General features: G+C 72.0%; 14 protein-coding genes. 11 read left to right on the forward strand and 3 right to left on the reverse strand.

Going from position 1 to position 16,857, the window contains the following annotated elements; genetic code table 11:
• Window positions 1-99: 99 nt before the first annotated feature.
• Both BJ989_RS06265 and BJ989_RS06270 read left to right on the forward strand, forming a co-directional pair.
• Window positions 100-906, forward strand: coding sequence for an SDR family oxidoreductase (locus tag BJ989_RS06265; protein WP_179517459.1), 807 nt, complete (start codon window positions 100-102; stop codon window positions 904-906).
• A gap of 335 nt (window positions 907-1,241) precedes the next feature.
• Window positions 1,242-1,664 (forward strand): LysM peptidoglycan-binding domain-containing protein, encoded by a 423-nt coding sequence (locus BJ989_RS06270; RefSeq protein ID WP_179517460.1) that lies wholly within the window; start codon window positions 1,242-1,244, stop codon window positions 1,662-1,664.
• A 225-nt stretch (window positions 1,665-1,889) separates the two neighbouring features.
• On the opposite strand, the gene BJ989_RS06275 is transcribed toward BJ989_RS06270, so the two are convergent.
• Window positions 1,890-2,213 carry a hypothetical protein gene (locus tag BJ989_RS06275; protein WP_179517461.1) on the reverse strand — a complete coding sequence of 108 codons (324 nt, stop codon included), beginning with the start codon at window positions 2,211-2,213 and terminating at the stop codon, window positions 1,890-1,892.
• 122 nt (window positions 2,214-2,335) lie between these two features.
• Here BJ989_RS06275 and BJ989_RS18705 point away from each other — a divergent pair, with 122 nt between their 5' ends.
• The 8 genes from BJ989_RS18705 to BJ989_RS06315 all read left to right on the forward strand — a co-directional run bounded on the left by BJ989_RS18705 (window position 2,336) and on the right by BJ989_RS06315 (window position 14,256).
• Complete coding sequence (locus BJ989_RS18705) at window positions 2,336-3,358, forward strand: ATP-binding protein (protein WP_179517462.1); 1,023 nt, start codon at window positions 2,336-2,338, stop codon at window positions 3,356-3,358.
• 52 nt (window positions 3,359-3,410) lie between these two features.
• Window positions 3,411-5,168: a SpoIIE family protein phosphatase gene (locus tag BJ989_RS06285; protein ID WP_179517463.1), complete on the forward strand. Its 1,758-nt coding sequence runs from the start codon at window positions 3,411-3,413 to the stop codon at window positions 5,166-5,168.
• 73 nt (window positions 5,169-5,241) lie between these two features.
• On the forward strand, window positions 5,242-5,754 hold the full coding sequence (locus tag BJ989_RS06290; protein ID WP_179517464.1) for a mismatch-specific DNA-glycosylase: 513 nt from the start codon (window positions 5,242-5,244) through the stop codon (window positions 5,752-5,754).
• Between the two features lie 40 nt (window positions 5,755-5,794).
• Complete coding sequence (locus tag BJ989_RS06295) at window positions 5,795-7,351, forward strand: sulfatase family protein (protein ID WP_179517465.1); 1,557 nt, start codon at window positions 5,795-5,797, stop codon at window positions 7,349-7,351.
• Window positions 7,352-7,733: 382 nt separating this feature from the next.
• Window positions 7,734-8,219: a transcriptional regulator NrdR gene (gene nrdR / locus BJ989_RS06300; RefSeq protein ID WP_179517466.1), complete on the forward strand. Its 486-nt coding sequence runs from the start codon at window positions 7,734-7,736 to the stop codon at window positions 8,217-8,219.
• 161 nt (window positions 8,220-8,380) lie between these two features.
• A complete protein-coding gene (locus BJ989_RS06305) occupies window positions 8,381-11,311 on the forward strand; it encodes a vitamin B12-dependent ribonucleotide reductase (protein ID WP_179517467.1) in 2,931 nt (976 codons plus the stop codon).
• A 296-nt stretch (window positions 11,312-11,607) separates the two neighbouring features.
• Window positions 11,608-13,545, forward strand: coding sequence for a GmrSD restriction endonuclease domain-containing protein (locus BJ989_RS06310; protein WP_179517468.1), 1,938 nt, complete (start codon window positions 11,608-11,610; stop codon window positions 13,543-13,545).
• A gap of 165 nt (window positions 13,546-13,710) precedes the next feature.
• A complete protein-coding gene (locus BJ989_RS06315; RefSeq protein WP_179517469.1) occupies window positions 13,711-14,256 on the forward strand; it encodes a hypothetical protein in 546 nt (181 codons plus the stop codon).
• A 466-nt stretch (window positions 14,257-14,722) separates the two neighbouring features.
• Here BJ989_RS06315 and BJ989_RS06320 read toward each other — a convergent pair whose 3' ends face one another.
• Window positions 14,723-15,142: a T3SS (YopN, CesT) and YbjN peptide-binding chaperone 1 gene (locus tag BJ989_RS06320; RefSeq protein ID WP_179517470.1), complete on the reverse strand. Its 420-nt coding sequence runs from the start codon at window positions 15,140-15,142 to the stop codon at window positions 14,723-14,725.
• Between the two features lie 138 nt (window positions 15,143-15,280).
• Between BJ989_RS06320 and dcm the strand changes: the two genes are divergently transcribed.
• On the forward strand, window positions 15,281-16,609 hold the full coding sequence (dcm, locus tag BJ989_RS06325; protein WP_179517471.1) for a DNA (cytosine-5-)-methyltransferase: 1,329 nt from the start codon (window positions 15,281-15,283) through the stop codon (window positions 16,607-16,609).
• Here the strand turns inward: dcm and BJ989_RS06330 are convergent.
• Window positions 16,606-16,839: a hypothetical protein gene (locus BJ989_RS06330; protein ID WP_179517472.1), complete on the reverse strand. Its 234-nt coding sequence runs from the start codon at window positions 16,837-16,839 to the stop codon at window positions 16,606-16,608. The two genes, dcm and BJ989_RS06330, sit on opposite strands and share 4 nt — an antisense overlap.
• Between the last annotated feature and the right edge of the window lie 18 nt (window positions 16,840-16,857).

Raw genomic sequence — 16,857 nt, forward strand, 5'->3', positions numbered from 1 at the left:
CGTGGTCCCGCCGTTCGGGACCGGTGAGCGCACGCTAGCGCGAGCGGGCGGGGTGGTTCAAACACCTGTTCGAACGGCGTGTCGGGCAGACTCGCCGCCATGAGCACTCCCGCCGCCGGCCCGTCCGTCCTGTCCGCCGTCGTCACGGGTGCCGCGCGCGGCATCGGCCGGGCGGTGGCGGAGAAGCTGGTGCAGCGGGGGTACGCCGTGGTGGTCACCGACGTCGACGGCGCGGGCGCCGAGCAGGCCGCGGCCGAGATCGGGGCCGTGGCCGGACTGGCGCAGGACGTGCGCTCGGAGGCCTCGCACGCGACCGTCGCGGCGGAGGCGGCGCGCCACGGTCGCCTCGCGGTGTGGGTCAACAACGCCGGCGTCGGTCACGACGGCGCCCTCGCCGACCTGCCGTCGGACCAGGTCGACCGGCTCGTGGACGTCAACCTCAAGGGTGCGCTGTGGGGCACGCGTGCGGCGCTGGCCGGCTTCGGGCCGGCCGGCGGCGACGTCGTCAACATCGCCTCGTTGTCGGGCCTGGGTCCGGTGCCGGGGCTGTCGACCTACGCCGCCACCAAGGCCGCGGTCGTCTCCCTCACCATGTCGGTGCAGGCCGAGACGCCCGACGAGGTGCGCGTGCACGCACTGTGCCCCGACGGCGTCGACACCGAGATGGTCGCCACGATGCGCGACGACGGCCTGGCCAAGGCGCTCGTGCGCTCCGGGGGTCGGCTGCTGAGCGTCGACGAGGTGGCCGCCGAGGCGGTCGGGCTCGTCGGCGGTCACCGCGTCGTGCGCACGCTGCCCGCCTGGCGCGGCGGGGTCATGCGTGGCAGCTCGCTGCTGCCGTCGCTCGCGCAGCAGGGGATCGCGGTCTTCGCCAAGCAGGGGCGCGCCGCGCTCCGCCGCAACTGACGCGGCTGCCGCTCGTCCCGGCGTACGTCTGGGCCCCGGTGGTGGGGCAATTGCTGGGTTGTGGCCCGGTTACCGACGCGTAACCGGGCGCCAACCCAGCAATTGAACGGTCGCGGCGGGGTGATGGCGCACCCCGAGCGCGAGTCGAACACACTTTCGGCCAGGCCCTTGTGCTGTTCGAACACGTGCTCTAACGTCGTACGTGTGTTCGATCGAACGTGTGGTCGACAGCAGCGCCGCAGCCCGGCTCGTGAGGACTGTCGGTGGTCGCCCGTAGACATCTGCTCGACCGGACACACCCGACGCGGCTGACCGCCCCTTCCCCGGAGGTCCCCATGAGCACGATGACGATCGACCCCACCTTCCTGAGCCCCGCCCGCACGACTCAGGGCCGCACGACTCAGGGCCGCACGAGCCAGGGCCGTACGACGCCCGCTCGCCGCCCTGCCGCGGCCCGCGGCGAGCTGCGGCTCACCCGCCGCGGCCGGCTGGTGGTCTTCGGGCTCTGCCTCGCCGTCGTGCTGGGCGCCGCGCTCTTCCTGGGCCAGTCGTCGGTCGCCACCGACCGCCCGGGCACCGACGTGCCGACCGAGGTCATCACCGTCGGCACCGGCGACACGCTGTGGGAGATCGCGAGCGAGCGCGCCGCGACCGGCTCCGACATCCGCGAGGTGATGGTGCAGATCGAGCGGCTCAACGCCCTCGAGTCCGCCGCCCTCGACGCGGGCCAGCGCCTGCGGGTGCCGCTCGCCGGCTGATCGTCGTCCCGCCGGGCCCCACGCCCGGCGTCGTGCCGACCTTGCTCGGTCGGCACCACGGACGCCCGCGGGTCGCCTCGACCCCGACCTGCGGACCTGGGGAAGACGGAGGGCGGGACACCCCACGGTCCCGCCCTCCGGCCACGTCCGGGGTCGGCGAGCGCCCCGACCCTCCCCGAGCCAACCAGCGCCGCAGCCGAGCCGGCCCACCCGAGCAGCAGCGCCTCAGCGCGCGGCGCGCCGCCCGCCCTTGGCGCGCGGACCCGCCGCCGGGTCGCGCACCAGCCCGAGGGCGCGGGCGAGCATCGTCACCAGCATGAGCGCGACGAAGAGGCACGCGATCGCCCCGAGGCTCGCGAGCGCGAGGAAGGCCCACGCCGAGCCCTGCCCGCCGCGCGCGGTGGCGCCGAAGTCGATGGCCGAGCGCACGAGGTAGAACCACGCCAGCGTGGTGAGCGCGGTGCCGAGCACCATCGCGACGACCCGGCCGCGGCTGCCGGGGGCGCTGCGGGGCGCGGCCCGGCGCGGGGCTGCGCGCTTGCCGCTCACCGGCGGCCCACCGCTCGCCCACCTCGTCGCTGCACGCCGCACCCTCCCACGAGGCCATCTTCCCCGACGACGGTGACGTGGGACGGGCGACGTGCGGGCGGGTGTGGCCCTACCGTGTGGCCGTGGTGCAGGAGCAGGTGACCGACGGCCTGGAGTCGGCCAGCGACGTCGACGGGGTCGCGACCGCCGTGCTGCACCTGCTGACCGCCCGGCCCGACGCCGTGCGCGCGGGCCTCGCCGTCGCGGAGGGTGGCGGCCGCCGGCTGCTGCTGTGCCTGAGCGACACCCTGCTCCCCGACGCCGACGGCACCCCGGGCGCGCCCGCGTGGTGCGAGATCGACGCCTACGACGACGTGCCGCTGACCCGCGCCGTGCGCACCGGCCGCACGGTCGCGGGGGCCCTGGACACGCTCGCGCTGCCGGAGGCCTTCGTCGAGCGCCAGCGCGGCTTCGGCGTCAGCGCGATCGTCGCCGCGCCGCTCGACGCCGAGCGGCGCTGCGGCGCGCTCGCCCTCTTCCTGGCCCGGCCACCGGCCCCCGAGGACCGAGCCGCCGTCGAGGTGCTCGCCGCCCGGGCAGCGACCGCTCTCCAGCGGCTGCGCGGCGCTGCGGTCGGCGACCCCGTCGAGGCCGACGACGGCACCGACGACACCGACGACACCGACGGGGGCGGCCACGGGCGGGCGGCGCGGCTGCGGCTCCCGGGTGAGCCCGTCGCCCCCGGCGCCGCCCGGCGCTTCGTGCGCGCGCGGCTGGGAGAGTGGGGCGTCGACGACGACGTGGTCGACGACGCACTGCTCTGCGTCTCCGAGCTCGTCACCAACGCTGTTGTGCACACCGGCACCACCGTCGACGTCGACGTCGCGGTGGAGGACGTGGTCGGCGGCGCACGGGTCGTGCTCGGGGTGCGCGACCACGGCAGCCGCCCGGTCGACCCGCGTGCGCTGGTCGCGGCCGTCCGCGGCGGTGACGCAGGGGGCCCCGCCGACCTGGTCGTCTCCGGCCGCGGCCTCGGCCTGCTCGACGCGCTCAGCAGCGAGTGGGGGGCCGAGGCGGGCAGCCCGGACGGCCCTGGTCTGCGGGTCTGGTGCGTCTTCGCCGCCGACGACCCCGGTGCCGACCACGTGGGCGGCTCGGGGAGATGACCACCTGTTCGGGGCGCAGCCACCGTCGCCCGCAGGGGCTACGATCGAGCGCATGACCCACCCCTCGGGACGGTCCGACGGGTCTGGGTTTACCACGCCGCCACCCGTCGTGCCGCCGCAGCCCGCCCGCAGCGCCGCGCCCGCGACCGCGTCGACCGGCCCCACCGCCACGCTGAGCCCGGGCTCGGTGCTCGAGCACGCGCCGTACGGCGTGCTGGTCGGCGACCTCTCCGGCGCGCTGCTCTCGTGGAACCGCGCCGCGGCCGAGCTGCTCGGGCTCGACGAGGCGGCGATGGGCTCGGCGATCTCGTCGTGGTTCGGCGACCCGACGCCGGTCGACGACGCCTTCGGGCTGGCGCAGGCCGGCCTGCTCGACGGCCGCTCTCCCACGCACCTCGTCCACACCCGCGACGGCGCCGTCCACGAGATCACCGCGGTGCCCACGCGGCTCGAGGGCGAGCAGTCGGCGGTGCTGGTGCTCATCAACGACGTCACCGAGCGCACCCGTGCGGTCAACCGCCACGACCGGCTCAAGGCGCAGGTCGCGCTGCTCAACCAGGTCTCGGAGACCCTGAGCGGCGCGCCCGACGCCGACGAGGCGATGGACCGCCTCGCCCAGCTCGTCGTGCCGCGGATGGCCGACTGGGTCACGATGAACACCTACGACGAGCGCGGCCGCACGGTGCGCAGCCACGTGCTCCACAGCGACCCCGACTTCGCCGCGCTGGCCGCGGTGACCGGCGACGAGCTGCCCGACGCGGTCTCCGAGGAGCTGCCCAGCCGCCGCCTGGCGCGCGGCGAGCCGGCGATCCTCATCGAGCGCGTCACCGAGGAGCACCTCGAGGCCTTCGTGCCCGACCCCGAGGTGCGCGCCATGCTGCGCGACCTCGACGTGCACAGCGCGATGGCCGTGCCGATGCCCGGCACCAGCCGGGTCATGGGCTCGATGGTGCTGGTCAACCGGGCCGCCTCGCCCACCTTCACCGCCGAGGACCTCGCGGTCGCCACCGAGCTGGCCCGCCGCGGCGGCGTCGCGCTCGAGCGGGTCGCGGCCGCAGCCGAGCAGCGCGAGCTCGCGACCGCCCTGCAGGCGAGCATGCTCACCGAGCCGCCGGTGCTGCCCGACGCCGAGGTCGAGGTGCGCTACGAGCCGGCCTCGCACGCGGCGCAGGTCGGCGGCGACTGGTACGACGTCTTCGTCGAGCGCAGCGGCTCCGTCGTGCTCTCCATCGGCGACGTCAGCGGCCACGACCCGCAGGCCGCCGCGATGATGGGCCAGATCCGCGCGCTCCTGCGCGGCCTGGCCTTCGGCACCGAGTCGGGCCCCGCCGACCTGCTGACCCACCTCGACACCACCCTCGACGCCCTCGGCATGCGGGCGACCGCCACGTCGGTCGTTGCGCGCCTGCTCCCGGCCGGCGACGACGGCAGCCGCGTCGTGGCGTGGTCCAACGCCGGCCACCTGCCGCCGGTGCTGGTGCCGGCACCGGTCGACGGCGTGCGCCAGCCCGCCCGCGCGCTGGAGAGCCCGCCCAACGTGCTGCTCGGGCTGTGGCCGGAGGCCGCCCGCGACGAGCACCGCGTGGAGCTGGAGCCCGGCGCCGTGCTGCTCTTCTACACCGACGGCCTCGTCGAGCGGCGCCGCGAGGTGATCGACGCCGGCGTCGGCCGGCTGCTCTCCGCCGTCGACGCGCTGGCGGTCGGCGACGACCTCCCGCTCGGCGAGCTGTGCGACTCGCTGCTCGAGAAGCTGCTGCCCGGCCAGGGCGACGACGACGTCGCGCTGCTGGCCGTGCGGCTGCGCGGCTGAGCCCTGGTCGTGGCACCGCCGGCGCGCGCCTGCCCCGTCGAGCTCGAGCTGCAGCCGCAGCGGAGGCCGTGACGTGGAGGTGCTGCCCGACGTCGCCGCGCCCGGCCTCGACGTGCTCTTCTGCGGTCTCGCCGGCGCCGAGAGCATTAAGCTCCGCGACCACCGCTATGAGGGGCCCGGCAACTCCTTCTGGGACTCGCTGCACCGCTCCGGCTTCACCCCGCGCCGCCTCGCGCCGGAGGAGGACGGCACCGTCACGGCGTACGGCGTGGGGCTGACCGACCTCGTCGGCCACTGGGACCCGCGCTGGGTCGAGGTCGACCGGCTGGTGGCGCTGTGCGAGCAGACCGAGCCGGAGTGGCTGGCCTTCACCAGCAAGGGCGCGGCCGGCGAGGCCGCCCGGGCGCTTGGGGTGCGCCCGCTGGCGGCGGCCACCCGCCTCGGCCCGCAGTCGTGGTCGGTGGGGCCGGCGCAGGTGTTCGTGCTGCCGGGGGTGAGCGCGGCCAACCAGCGCCGCGACTACGACGGGCGGCCCACGCGGCTGTCGTGGTGGGCAGACCTCGCGATGCTGTGCGGCCGGGCCTGACCGGGCCCTAGACTCCGCGGCGAGGGGTGGGGGACACAGCATGGGAGCAGCGGTGGCACGGGTGCGCGCACGACGGCGGGACGTCGCGGTGCTGGTGGTGGTCCTCGCGACCCTCGCGGCGCTGGTGGCCTGGGCGGTGCCCACGGCCGGGCCCGACGGTCGGCAGGTCGCGGCGCCCCTCGGGGCCCAGGCGGTGGCCGCCACGGGCACGCCCGTCGCGGCGGAGACGGCGCCGGGCCGGCGCCGGCCCAACGTCGTGGTCTTCCTCGTCGACGACATGCGCGCCGACGAGCTGCGGTGGATGCCGCAGACGCGCCGGCTGCTCGCCGAGCGCGGGCTGACCTATCGTCAGGCGCTCTCGCCGCACCCGCTGTGCTGCCCGGCGCGCGCGGGGCTGCTCACCGGGCAGTACGCGCAGAACAACGGCGTGCAGCACAACAAGGGCCTGCGCGGCGGCTACCAGTCCTTCGACCCGCGCTCGACGGTGGCGACCTGGCTGAAGCGCGCGGGCTACCGCACCGGCTTCGTCGGCAAGCACCTCAACCGCTACGAGCGCTCCGGGCGCCTCGACCCCGGCTGGGACCGCTTCCTGCCGCTGGTCGGGCACACCTACGAGTTCGTCCGCTTCCGCTTTCGCGGCGAGGCGGCCCGCAACGGCTACGTCACGCGCGCGATCCAGGCACGCACGCGCCGGCTGGTGGAGGAGTTCGCGCCCGGGCGTCGGCCCTTCTTCGTGCTGGCCGACCACCTCGCGCCGCACGGCACCAACATCGGCGGCGTCACCGGCCCGCCGGTGCCCGAGCAGCGCTACGCGACGGCGTACGCCGGCACGCGGCCGCCGTCCTTCGACGACCCGGCCTACGACGAGGCCGACACGAGCGACAAGCCCGGGGGACTGGGGCAGTGGGGGCGCGTCGACGACGACGAGACGCGCCGCGAGTTCCTCGCGCGCATCCGCTCGCTGGCCTCGGTCGACGACGCGGTGGGCCAGACGGTCGCGACGCTGCGGCGCCTCGGCGAGCTCGACGACACGGTGCTGGTCTTCACCTCCGACAACGGCTACGCGCTGGGCGAGCACCGCTACCACGGCAAGAACCTCCTCAGCGACGAGGTGCTGCGGGTGCCGTTGCTCGTGCGCGGCCCGGGCGTGCCCGTCGGGGCCGTCGACGACCGCCACGCCACCCTGCTCGACCTGACCGCCACGATCGTCGACCTCGCCGACGCCCGCCCGGGGCTGCGCCTCGACGGTGCGTCGCTGGTGCCCGGGTGGGGTGCCAGGTCCGGCGGGGCGTCGGCGTGGCGGGACACGACGCTGGTGCAGACCGGGGAGCTGGCGCAGCGCGGCGACCCCGCGAGCGGCTGGTCGTGGCGCGGGGTGCTCACCGAGCGCTACTCCTTCGGCTACGACCCGCAGCGGCCCAGCGTGCGGTTCCTCTACGACCGGCTGGTCGACCCCCACGAGCTCGACAACCGCGCCGAGCACCCGGCGTACGCCGCCGTGCGCGTCGAGCTCGCCCGGCGCACCCGCCTGCTCGGCGCCTGCGCCGGCGCGGACTGCCGCCCCACCTTCGGCCCCCTCCCCGAGCCCGTCGGCTAGGTCGGACTGCTCCGCCCCGGCTCACCCCCAGGGCCGGTGTCGGTGGTCCCTGGCAGGCTCCGCGACACGCCGGGAGCACCTCCTCGCCGACCCCTCGCAGCGCTCTGACCTGCGGTTTCGCGACCGCCGTGCAGACCCGTCCAGACAACCGTCAGGACACGCCGCGAGCGGGTTGCGCGGCTGGTGGCCCGGGCGTACTGTCACCACCACATCTAGTACTTACAGCCGTGTAGTTATCCACATCTAGTGCACAGCCGGATGCGGAAGACCCACAGGGACATGGCTGTTCTCCACAGGTAGACCCACAGTTCCATCCCCAGACCAGCCCCTCGCGGAGGGGTTGTCGAGCGCGCCCTGCACACCCCGGAGAGGAGGCCCCGCGATGCACTGCCCGTTCTGCCGGCACACCGACACCCGGGTCCTCGACAGCCGGGTCGCCGACGACGGCGGCGCGATCCGCCGGCGCCGCACCTGCAGCGCCTGCGAGAAGCGCTTCACCACGGTGGAGCAGATGCAGCTCGCGGTGATCAAGCGGTCGGGGGCCAGCGAGCCCTTCAACCGCGAGAAGGCCGTCTCGGGCGTCCGGAAGGCCTGCAAGGGCCGCCCGGTCTCCGCCGACGACCTCAGCCGCCTCGGCCAGCAGGTCGAGGACGCACTGCGCTGCCTCGGCTCGGCCGAGGTGCCCGCCCACGAGGTGGGCCTGGCCATCCTCGGGCCGCTGCGGCAGCTCGACGAGGTCGCCTACCTCCGCTTCGCCTCGGTCTACCGCTCCTTCACCTCCGCCGAGGACTTCGAGCGCGAGATCGACATGCTGCGCCTCGAGCGGGCTACCGCCCCGGCAGGCGACGCCGCAGCCCCTCCGGGCTGACCTCAGACCGCCCGGCACGTAGTGGGGAAGCTGCGTGCCGGGCGCACCACCTCTTCCTCCGAGCACCCGCGAGACCCAGCGCGACCGCACCACCCCGGGACCAGCCAGACCGCCCGGACCACACGACGTACACGAACCACCAGCCGAGGAGACGACAGCACATGACCGAGACGGTGAGCGGAGCCGGATCCGCCCAGGCGAGCCAGCGCGGCAAGGGCCTGACCATCCAGCGCGTCTTCTCGACCGAGGGGGTGCACCCCTACGACGAGATCACGTGGGAGCGCCGCGACGTCGTGCAGACCAACTGGAAGACCGGCGAGACCGTCTTCGAGCAGCGCGGGGCGGAGTTCCCCGACTTCTGGAGCGTCAACGCCTCCACCATCGTCACCTCGAAGTACTTCCGCGGCGCGGTCGGCACCGAGGCGCGCGAGCAGAGCCTGCGCCAGCTCGTCGACCGGGTCGTGCACACCTACGTCAAGGCCGGCCGCGAGCACGGCTACTTCGCGACCGACGCCGACGCCGAGGTCTTCGAGCACGAGCTGACCTGGCTGCTGGTCCACCAGTACTTCTCGTTCAACAGCCCCGTGTGGTTCAACGTCGGCACGCAGAGCCCGCAGCAGGTCTCGGCCTGCTTCATCCTCTCGGTCGACGACTCGATGGACTCGATCCTCAACTGGTACAAGGAGGAGGGCTTCATCTTCAAGGGCGGCTCCGGCGCCGGCCTGAACCTCTCCCGCATCCGCTCCTCCAAGGAGCTGCTCTCCTCCGGCGGCACGGCGAGCGGCCCGGTCTCCTTCATGCGCGGCGCCGACGCCTCCGCGGGCACCATCAAGTCGGGTGGCGCGACGCGCCGCGCGGCGAAGATGGTCGTGCTCGACGTCGACCACCCCGACATCGAGGAGTTCGTGCAGACCAAGGCGCGCGAGGAGGACAAGATCCGCGCGCTGCGCGACGCCGGCTTCGACATGGACCTCGGCGGCGCCGACATCACCTCGGTGCAGTACCAGAACGCCAACAACTCGGTGCGCGTCAGCGACGAGTTCATGCGCGCGGTCGAGGAGGGCGGCTCCTTCGGGCTGCGCTCGCGCGGCACCGGCGAGGTCATCGAGACCGTCGACGCCCGCGACCTCTTCCACAAGATCGCGAAGGCCGCGTGGGAGTGCGCCGACCCGGGCCTGCAGTACGACGACACCATCAACGACTGGCACACCAACCCCGAGACCGGCCGCATCACCGCGTCCAACCCGTGCTCGGAGTACATGTCGCTCGACAACTCCTCGTGCAACCTGGCGTCGCTGAACCTGCTGAAGTTCCTGAAGGACGACGACACCTTCGACGGCGAGACCTTCGCCAAGGCCGTCGAGCTGATCATCACCGCGATGGACATCTCGATCTGCTTCGCCGACTTCCCGACCGAGCCGATCGGCCAGACCACCCGCGACTACCGCCAGCTCGGCATCGGCTACGCCAACCTCGGCGCGCTGCTGATGGCGATGGGCCTGGGATACGACTCCGACGGCGGTCGCTCGATGGCCGCGACCATCACCTCGCTGATGACAGGCGTCTCCTACAAGCGCTCCGCCGAGCTCGCCGGCATCGTCGGGCCCTACAACGGCTACGCCCGCAACGCGACCGCCCACAAGCGCGTGATGCGCAAGCACCAGGCCGCCAACGACGCCGTGCGCACCCTGCACGTCGCCGACAACCAGGTGCACAAGCTGGCGACGCAGGCGTGGGCCGACGTCATCAAGCTGGGCGAGGACAACGGCTTCCGCAACGCGCAGGCCTCGGTGCTCGCGCCCACCGGCACCATCGGCTTCATGATGGACTGCGACACCACCGGCATCGAGCCCGACTTCTCCCTGGTGAAGTTCAAGAAGCTCGTCGGCGGTGGCTCGATGCAGATCGTCAACCAGACCATCCCGCGCGCGCTGAAGAAGCTGGGCTACCAGCCCGAGCAGGTCGAGGCGATCGTCGCCTACATCGGCGAGCACGGCCACGTCATCGACGCCCCCGGCCTGAAGACCGAGCACTACGAGGTCTTCGACACCGCCATGGGCGCCCGCTCGCTCAAGCCGATGGGCCACGTGCGGATGATGGCCGCCTGCCAGCCCTTCCTCTCCGGTGCGATCTCGAAGACCGTGAACCTCCCCGAGGACGCCACGGTCGAGGAGATCGAGGAGGTCTACCTCCAGTCGTGGAAGCTGGGCCTCAAGGCCACCGCGATCTACCGCGACAACTGCAAGGTCGGCCAGCCGCTCTCCGACGGTGGCGGCAAGGCCAAGAAGGACGCGGCCGACAAGGCCGATGCCGCCGATGCTGCCGAGGCTGCCGAGGCGGCGACCAAGGTCGTCGAGAAGATCGTCTACGCCCCGACCCGCAAGCGCCTGCCGAAGTCGCGCACCTCGCGCACCACCTCCTTCACCGTGGGCGGCGCCGAGGGCTACATGACCTCCGGTGCCCACGACGACGGCGAGCTCGGCGAGGTCTTCCTCAAGCTCGGCAAGCAGGGCTCGACCCTGGCCGGCGTGATGGACGCCTTCTCGATCGCGGTGTCGATCGGCCTGCAGTACGGCGTGCCGCTGGAGACCTACGTCTCGAAGTTCACCAACCTGCGCTTCGAGCCCGCCGGCCTCACCGACGACCCCGACGTGCGGATGGCGCAGTCGATCATGGACTACATCTTCCGCCGCCTGGCCTTGGACTACCTGTCCTTCGAGTCCCGCTCGGCGCTGGGGATCTACTCCGCCGAGGAGCGCCAGCGCCACCTCGAGACCGGCTCCTACGAGCCCGTCGAGGAGACCGGCTCGGCCGCCGAGCTCGTCGACGCGCCGGTGGTCGAGGCGCGGGCCACGACCGCCGAGCCCGTCGAGGCCGAGCTCGTCGAGACCAAGGACACCGAGGGCGCCAGCGCCCGCGAGGTCCCCGCGCAGCGCAGCGCCGGTGGTGCCCACACCACCGCCGAACTGATGGAGAAGATCACCGGCACCGCGGTCGACTCCCCGCTGTGCTTCACCTGCGGCACGAAGATGCGCCCTGCTGGCTCGTGCTACGTGTGCGAGGGGTGTGGCAGCACCAGTGGTTGCAGCTGACCGGTAAACGCCCGACGAGGGCCCGCGGCGTTGCCGCGGGCCCTCGTGCTTGGCGAGTGAGGATTGATCCTGCCAGTCGCCGCCCTCCTTGGGCCTTGGGTGGCCCTGGGCGACACGCGGTTGGTCGCCCTAGATCACCCCACGGTCGGAGGAGTTCGAGGCCAGGCATCCACAAGTGGCCAGGTCGACGACCGGTCGTGCGCTCGAGCGGGACGTCCACCGGCTGCTCAACTGCAGGGAGTGTGGTTGCCGCGTGCCGTGTCGGGGGGTTAGATCCTGTCGTGACAAACAACCTGGTGTCGCTGTTCGACGTTCTCAACCATCGGCTCCTCAGAGTTGCCGAGTACCAGCGGCCCTACGCGTGGGAATCGAAGCAGCTGGCAGACCTGTGGGGCGATCTCGACCTGGTCGGCAAGGACGCCCACTACGCGGGGACCCTCGTGCTGCAGAAGACCGGGGCGCCGGTGGTGGAGAGCTCGGCGGGCACCGACCTCACGACCTTCGAGGTGGTGGACGGCCAGCAGAGGCTCACGACGTGCATCCTCCTGCTCGACCGCCTGCGGCTGGCTCTGGAGAAGGTGGATCCCGCCTCGCACGAGGGTCTGGCAGAGGCCGTGGCGGACTTGAAGCGGCTGGTCCACGTCCGGGTCGACGGAGTTGATCGGGTGCGGCTCGAGCTGGCGTCGGAGCTCGACCACTACTGGGCACAGAACTTGCTGCAGGGCGTGCCCTACGTCGGCACCATCATGGTGGGAGGCCAGCAGCGGCTCAAGGCTGCTGCGGAGTTCTTCGAGGCGAGGTTGCACGACCTGGTCGAGGGTGTCGACGAGTCGTTGGCTGCCGAACGGCTAATCGACCTCAAGAAGCGGGTGGGCCGGCTGCGGTTCCTGGTGTACCCCGTGGAGTCGAGCGCCGAGGTGGGCGTGCTCTTCGAGACCCTCAACGAGCGCGGGCAGTCGCTGACGGAGCTGGAGAAGGTCAAGAACTACCTTCTCTACCTCGCTCGTCAGCTGCCTCCGGGCCAGCAAGAAGCGCTCGGGAAGGAGATCCAGCGTGCCTGGGCCGAGATCTTCCGCAACACCGCCGCGTTCTCCTGGGCCGACGACGCAGTGCTGCGTGCCCATTGGCTTGCCACCCAGGACCCCCGACCTCGCGAGTGGAAGGGGACCGCGTCGATCAAGGCCAAGTTTCCTCGATCGCGCTACGTGCCCGGGTCGGTGCGGCTCGAGGCCGTCGGCCGCCCCGTCCTGGACGAGGACAAGACTGCAACCTGGGACAGTCTCTACAACGACGTGCGGGACTACGTCAGCACGTTGGAGCGCTGTTCGGCCTACTTCCGGGACCTCCACTCGGAGGGTGCCGCATACGACGGGTTCGCGGCGGCCGACGCGCAGGAGGCCCGCCGGTGGAACGCTGCCCTGGCGCGCAGCGACGTCCAGTTCCCGTTCCGCCCGCTCTTGTTCGCCGCCCGCCTCCGCTACCCGTCGGACGGGGCGTTCTACGCCGAGCTGACCAGGCTCTGCGAGCACTTCTCCGCGCGCGTCTTCGCGATCTGCCGCTTCAGGAGCAACGGGGGGCAGAACGACCTGAGCCGCGCCGCGCACGAGCTCTACACCGGGGCGAAGTCGCAGGCCGAGATCCTCGACTCGATGCGACGGTGGATCTGGGCATGGGCACCAGACGAGCGCGTCGAGCTGGCGTTCCGGCTCGAGGAGGATTGGTACGGACGGCGGAGCCACAAGTACGTCCTCTACGAGTACGAGCTCTACCTGAGCGGCAAGGCGTCCACGGATGCGCGTCCCTGGCGTGACTTCATGGACTCGCGCAACCGCAAGACGACCGAGCACATCCTCCCGCAGCACCCGGATGCGGACAGCCAGTGGCTCCAGGACTTCCCGGGCGACCAGCACCGGCGACTCGTCAACAGCCTGGGAAACCTGGTGCTGACCTACGACAACTCCTCCTACCGCAACTTCGAGTACACGAAGAAGCGGGGCGTGGAAGGGCAGGGCACCTGCTACTACTCGGTGAAGGCGACGGCTGGCGAGCGGCACATCGCCAGCACGTACGGTGAGTGGACCCCGGCCTCGGTGCGCCATCGGCTCGACGAGATCCGGGTGTGGGCACTTGCGCGCTGGCACGTGGACCCGGTGGTCGACGCCGAGGCCGACGAGGATCCGTTCGAGGAGGGAGACGTCCCTGTCGAGGAGGTCCAGACGGGCGGGGATGGATGAGGGGGTCCGGGGGCTCGCAGAGGCTTCGCCGCTCTGTCGGCACGCCACTGCCCTGCCAGCACGACCCGATCCATCGCTGGGCCCGTCTCGCGGAGCAGTCCAGTGTCGCGGCAACCGCTGACGAGGGGAGGTCGGGTGTCGTCCCACAGTCTTGAGGTCGGAGGGTTGTACGACCCCACGCGCACCTCGTGGCCCACGACCGAGCAGGTCCGGCTCGGCCGGTCCATGGCCGAGCTCGTGCGCTTCTGGCCTGGAGCGACCGAGGGCGAGCTGCGGGCTCACGACAGAGGCGGCGCGCAGTTCGCACTCGTCGACGAGAGCCCCGACCTGCTCGTCCTCGCCTACCGGTTCGGGGACCTCGAGTGGTCCGACGCGCCGTTCCAGGCCCAACGGATGACGACCACAGGGGCAGGCTGGCCGAGCGGTGGGCCGGCCGCTCCGGTCGTCTTCAGGACCGTCCTCGTGGACTCGCGTTCCGGGCGCGTGTTGTCGCTGCGCCACGACGAGTGGTCCGTCGCTTTCTCGAACGCCGTCCGTGTCTCCGTGGCTGAACAGCTGGTCGTGCAGCCCGACGACCAGGCGGCGGGCCAGCGGCTGGACGCGTTGTACGACCGGTTCCGCACACCGCTCGACATGGTGCGAGCCGTCGCCGTGGCGGGATGCCGGACGGAGGCTCCCATGACATCAGGCGCGTCTGTCCACTTCTACTGACACTGAAGGCAAGGATGGTGCCCGTGCGGACCCACGCGGTGTACGTGGCGGCTTCGCGGGCGGCGCAGCTCAACTTGGAGACAGGCCTGGGTCACCAGGTCTGGGGGTGGCGGCTGGGTGCTGTGGACGACGAGGTGCGTCGACGGCTCAAGGCGGGTGACCACGTCCTCCTGGGGGCAGGCGGTCCGTCGCCCCGGGTGCCTCCCGGTGGATGGCGTGACGCCGCGCTGGGAAGGCTCGTCCGCTGCGAGGCCCTCTCAGGCATTCATCACGGGACCGAGCCGGTCTGGTCGGACGAGGTCTACCCGTTGCGAGTCCGACTGAAGATCCTTTCCGACCAGCGACGTCCTGCGCTCGATGGGTGCAGTCCCAGAGGTCCTGGAGGCCATGCGGATGTCGGCGAACAAGCGCGGCGCTCCGGTCATGGTCACGCCTTAGGAGCAGGCGCAGCGCGACGGCTGCCGGCTCAAGCCTCCCGGAGGTCCGGCTGGGCGCACCAGCCGTCGACGTACTCGTCCCAGAGTCGTTTCGCCATGTGCTGGACGGCCCAGAAGGCGGTCTGGAGCTCGCCGAGGTCGAGGTCGTCAGCAGCGAGCTCGTGCTCGATGACGACTACTCCCTCACGCCAGAACGTGCGGCAGAACACGGCGCCCCCATTCACCTCGTTCATCTCGAACAACAGCTGAGGACTGAGCGGGACGTCCAGGCCCAGGTGTCCCCGGAGCCAGACGTAGTAGTCGCTGTCGCCCTGCACCCCGACCCACATCCGTCCGCCGCCGAGGAGAGGGAACGGCCAGTCGCCGTCGGAGTCCTGCGCGACGTGGTCCTGCTCGATGACGCGCTCGAGCAGCTTCTCGACGTGCGCCTGCACGAAGTCCTTCCGCACGTTGTCCCTTCCTTCGGTTGGAGCTGGCTGGCAGGACGGTAGGTCGATCAGGGCGTCGCCCGCAGATGTTCCGGCAATTCGCCCCTGCTCGCGGCCGGCGCGCGTCCGAGCGGGTGTCGGTGGCCTGGCATAAGCTTCGTGCTCGTGTTCGACTTCGTTGATCTCTTCGCCGGCGTGGGCGGTTTCCACGCTGCTCTCAGCAGCGTCGGCGGGAGGGCCGTGCAGGCGTCCGAGATCGACCCGAAGCCCGCGGCTGTCTACGAGTCGAACTGGGGTCTGCGGCCCGACGGTGACGTCCGGGCCCTGGCGGCCGATGCTGGTCGGCTCGTCAAGGACCACGCAGTCCTCACTGGCGGCTTCCCGTGCCAGCCGTTCAGCAAGTCAGGTCGCCAGCTGGGGGTCGCGGAGGACCGCGGGACGCTCTTCCACGACATCATCCGGATCTTGCAGGCAAAGACCCCGCCCGTGGTCATGCTGGAGAACGTCCGCAACATCGCCGGGCCCAGGCAGCGCGAAGCGTGGCACGGCGTCGTGGACGGTCTGCGCAGTGCCGGCTACCGCGTGTCCAGCACGCCATGCGTCTTCTCTCCGCACCTCCTGGCACCTGACGACGGCGGCGCAGCGCAGCTGCGCGAGCGCGTCTACATCATGGGTGTCCACGTGGGGCGGGAACGCGCACTCCTGGAGACCGCCGTGGCGCCTGTCGTGGCCAACGCACCGCAGAACGGCTGGGATCCCTGGCGCTGGAGGGTCGCGGACCACGTGCTGCTCGAGGAGCCCAGCGGCGCAGACCGTCAGCGGTACGCCGTCGACGGGGTCGAGGCGGACATCATCAACACCTGGAACGAGCTGCTCGCGCTCCTCGGACCAGACGTGAGGCTGCCGGGGTTCCCGATGTGGGAGCCGATGTGGCGGGTGCGTCGTCCAGCCCTGCGCGCACTACCGCCGTGGAAGCAGGAGTTCGTCAAGGCGAACCACCAGTTCTACCTGGACAACCGCGGCCCCATCGACGAGTGGCGTCGTGCTCGTCGCCGGCTGCCGATCGCGCGGTTCCCCATGAGCCGCCGCAAGCTGGAGTGGCAGGCACAGGACGGTGAGCGTGACCTCTGGCAGCACCTCGTGCAGATGCGGCCGTCAGGCATCAGGGTGAAGCGGGCGACATGGACGCCGGCGCTGGTGGCCATGAACCAGACGCCGATCTACGGTCCTGGCCGACGTCGCCTCACGCCGCTGGAGACCGCGCGGTTGCAAGGGTTCGACCCCAGCACGTTCTCCTTCGGGGGGCAGGCCGAGTCCCTTAGCTACAAGCAGATGGGGAACGCCGTCAACGTCGGGGCGGCGGCGTACGTCTTCCGACGTTTCGTCGAGGCGAATGCAGCGGACATCGCGGCGCACGGTCCCTGCGGCAGGTCGGTGGTGGAGACCGTCCTGGACCACGTTCCGCCGGCGGTGGAGGGTGCCGCTTAGAACCCGAAGGTCGCGTCGATGATCTCGCGCAGCCGCAGGGCCGCGGCCCGGTCGAGCTGGATCGTCTGGCTTACCTTGGGATGGCTCACCCGGGTGTCGGACCCGTAGGTGCTGAGCTGGAGCAGGCGGGCTCCGCCGGGCGTGCTGAGGACCTGCCAGCCGCAGTCGACCTCGGTGGGGTGAGGCCTGCTGTCGCCGTTCATCTCGGAGAGGTCTCGCACGCGTGCCATGCCGGCGACACTAGTGGC

Origin of the sequence: Nocardioides perillae, assembly GCF_013409425.1 — a bacterium.
Classification (GTDB): Bacteria; Actinomycetota; Actinomycetes; order Propionibacteriales; family Nocardioidaceae; genus Nocardioides; species Nocardioides perillae.

What these genes read in the sequence shown, in the direction of transcription:
- BJ989_RS06295 (WP_179517465.1), top strand. Translation starts at nt 5,795, where the DNA reads ATGGGAGCAGCGGTGGCACGGGTGCGCGCACGACGGCGGGACGTCGCG.
- BJ989_RS06330 (WP_179517472.1), bottom strand. Translation starts at nt 16,839, where the DNA reads ATGGCACGCGTGCGAGACCTCTCCGAGATGAACGGCGACAGCAGGCCT.
- BJ989_RS06270 (WP_179517460.1), top strand. Translation starts at nt 1,242, where the DNA reads ATGAGCACGATGACGATCGACCCCACCTTCCTGAGCCCCGCCCGCACG.
- nrdR (WP_179517466.1), top strand. Translation starts at nt 7,734, where the DNA reads ATGCACTGCCCGTTCTGCCGGCACACCGACACCCGGGTCCTCGACAGC.
- BJ989_RS06305 (WP_179517467.1), top strand. Translation starts at nt 8,381, where the DNA reads ATGACCGAGACGGTGAGCGGAGCCGGATCCGCCCAGGCGAGCCAGCGC.
- BJ989_RS06285 (WP_179517463.1), top strand. Translation starts at nt 3,411, where the DNA reads ATGACCCACCCCTCGGGACGGTCCGACGGGTCTGGGTTTACCACGCCG.
- BJ989_RS06265 (WP_179517459.1), top strand. Translation starts at nt 100, where the DNA reads ATGAGCACTCCCGCCGCCGGCCCGTCCGTCCTGTCCGCCGTCGTCACG.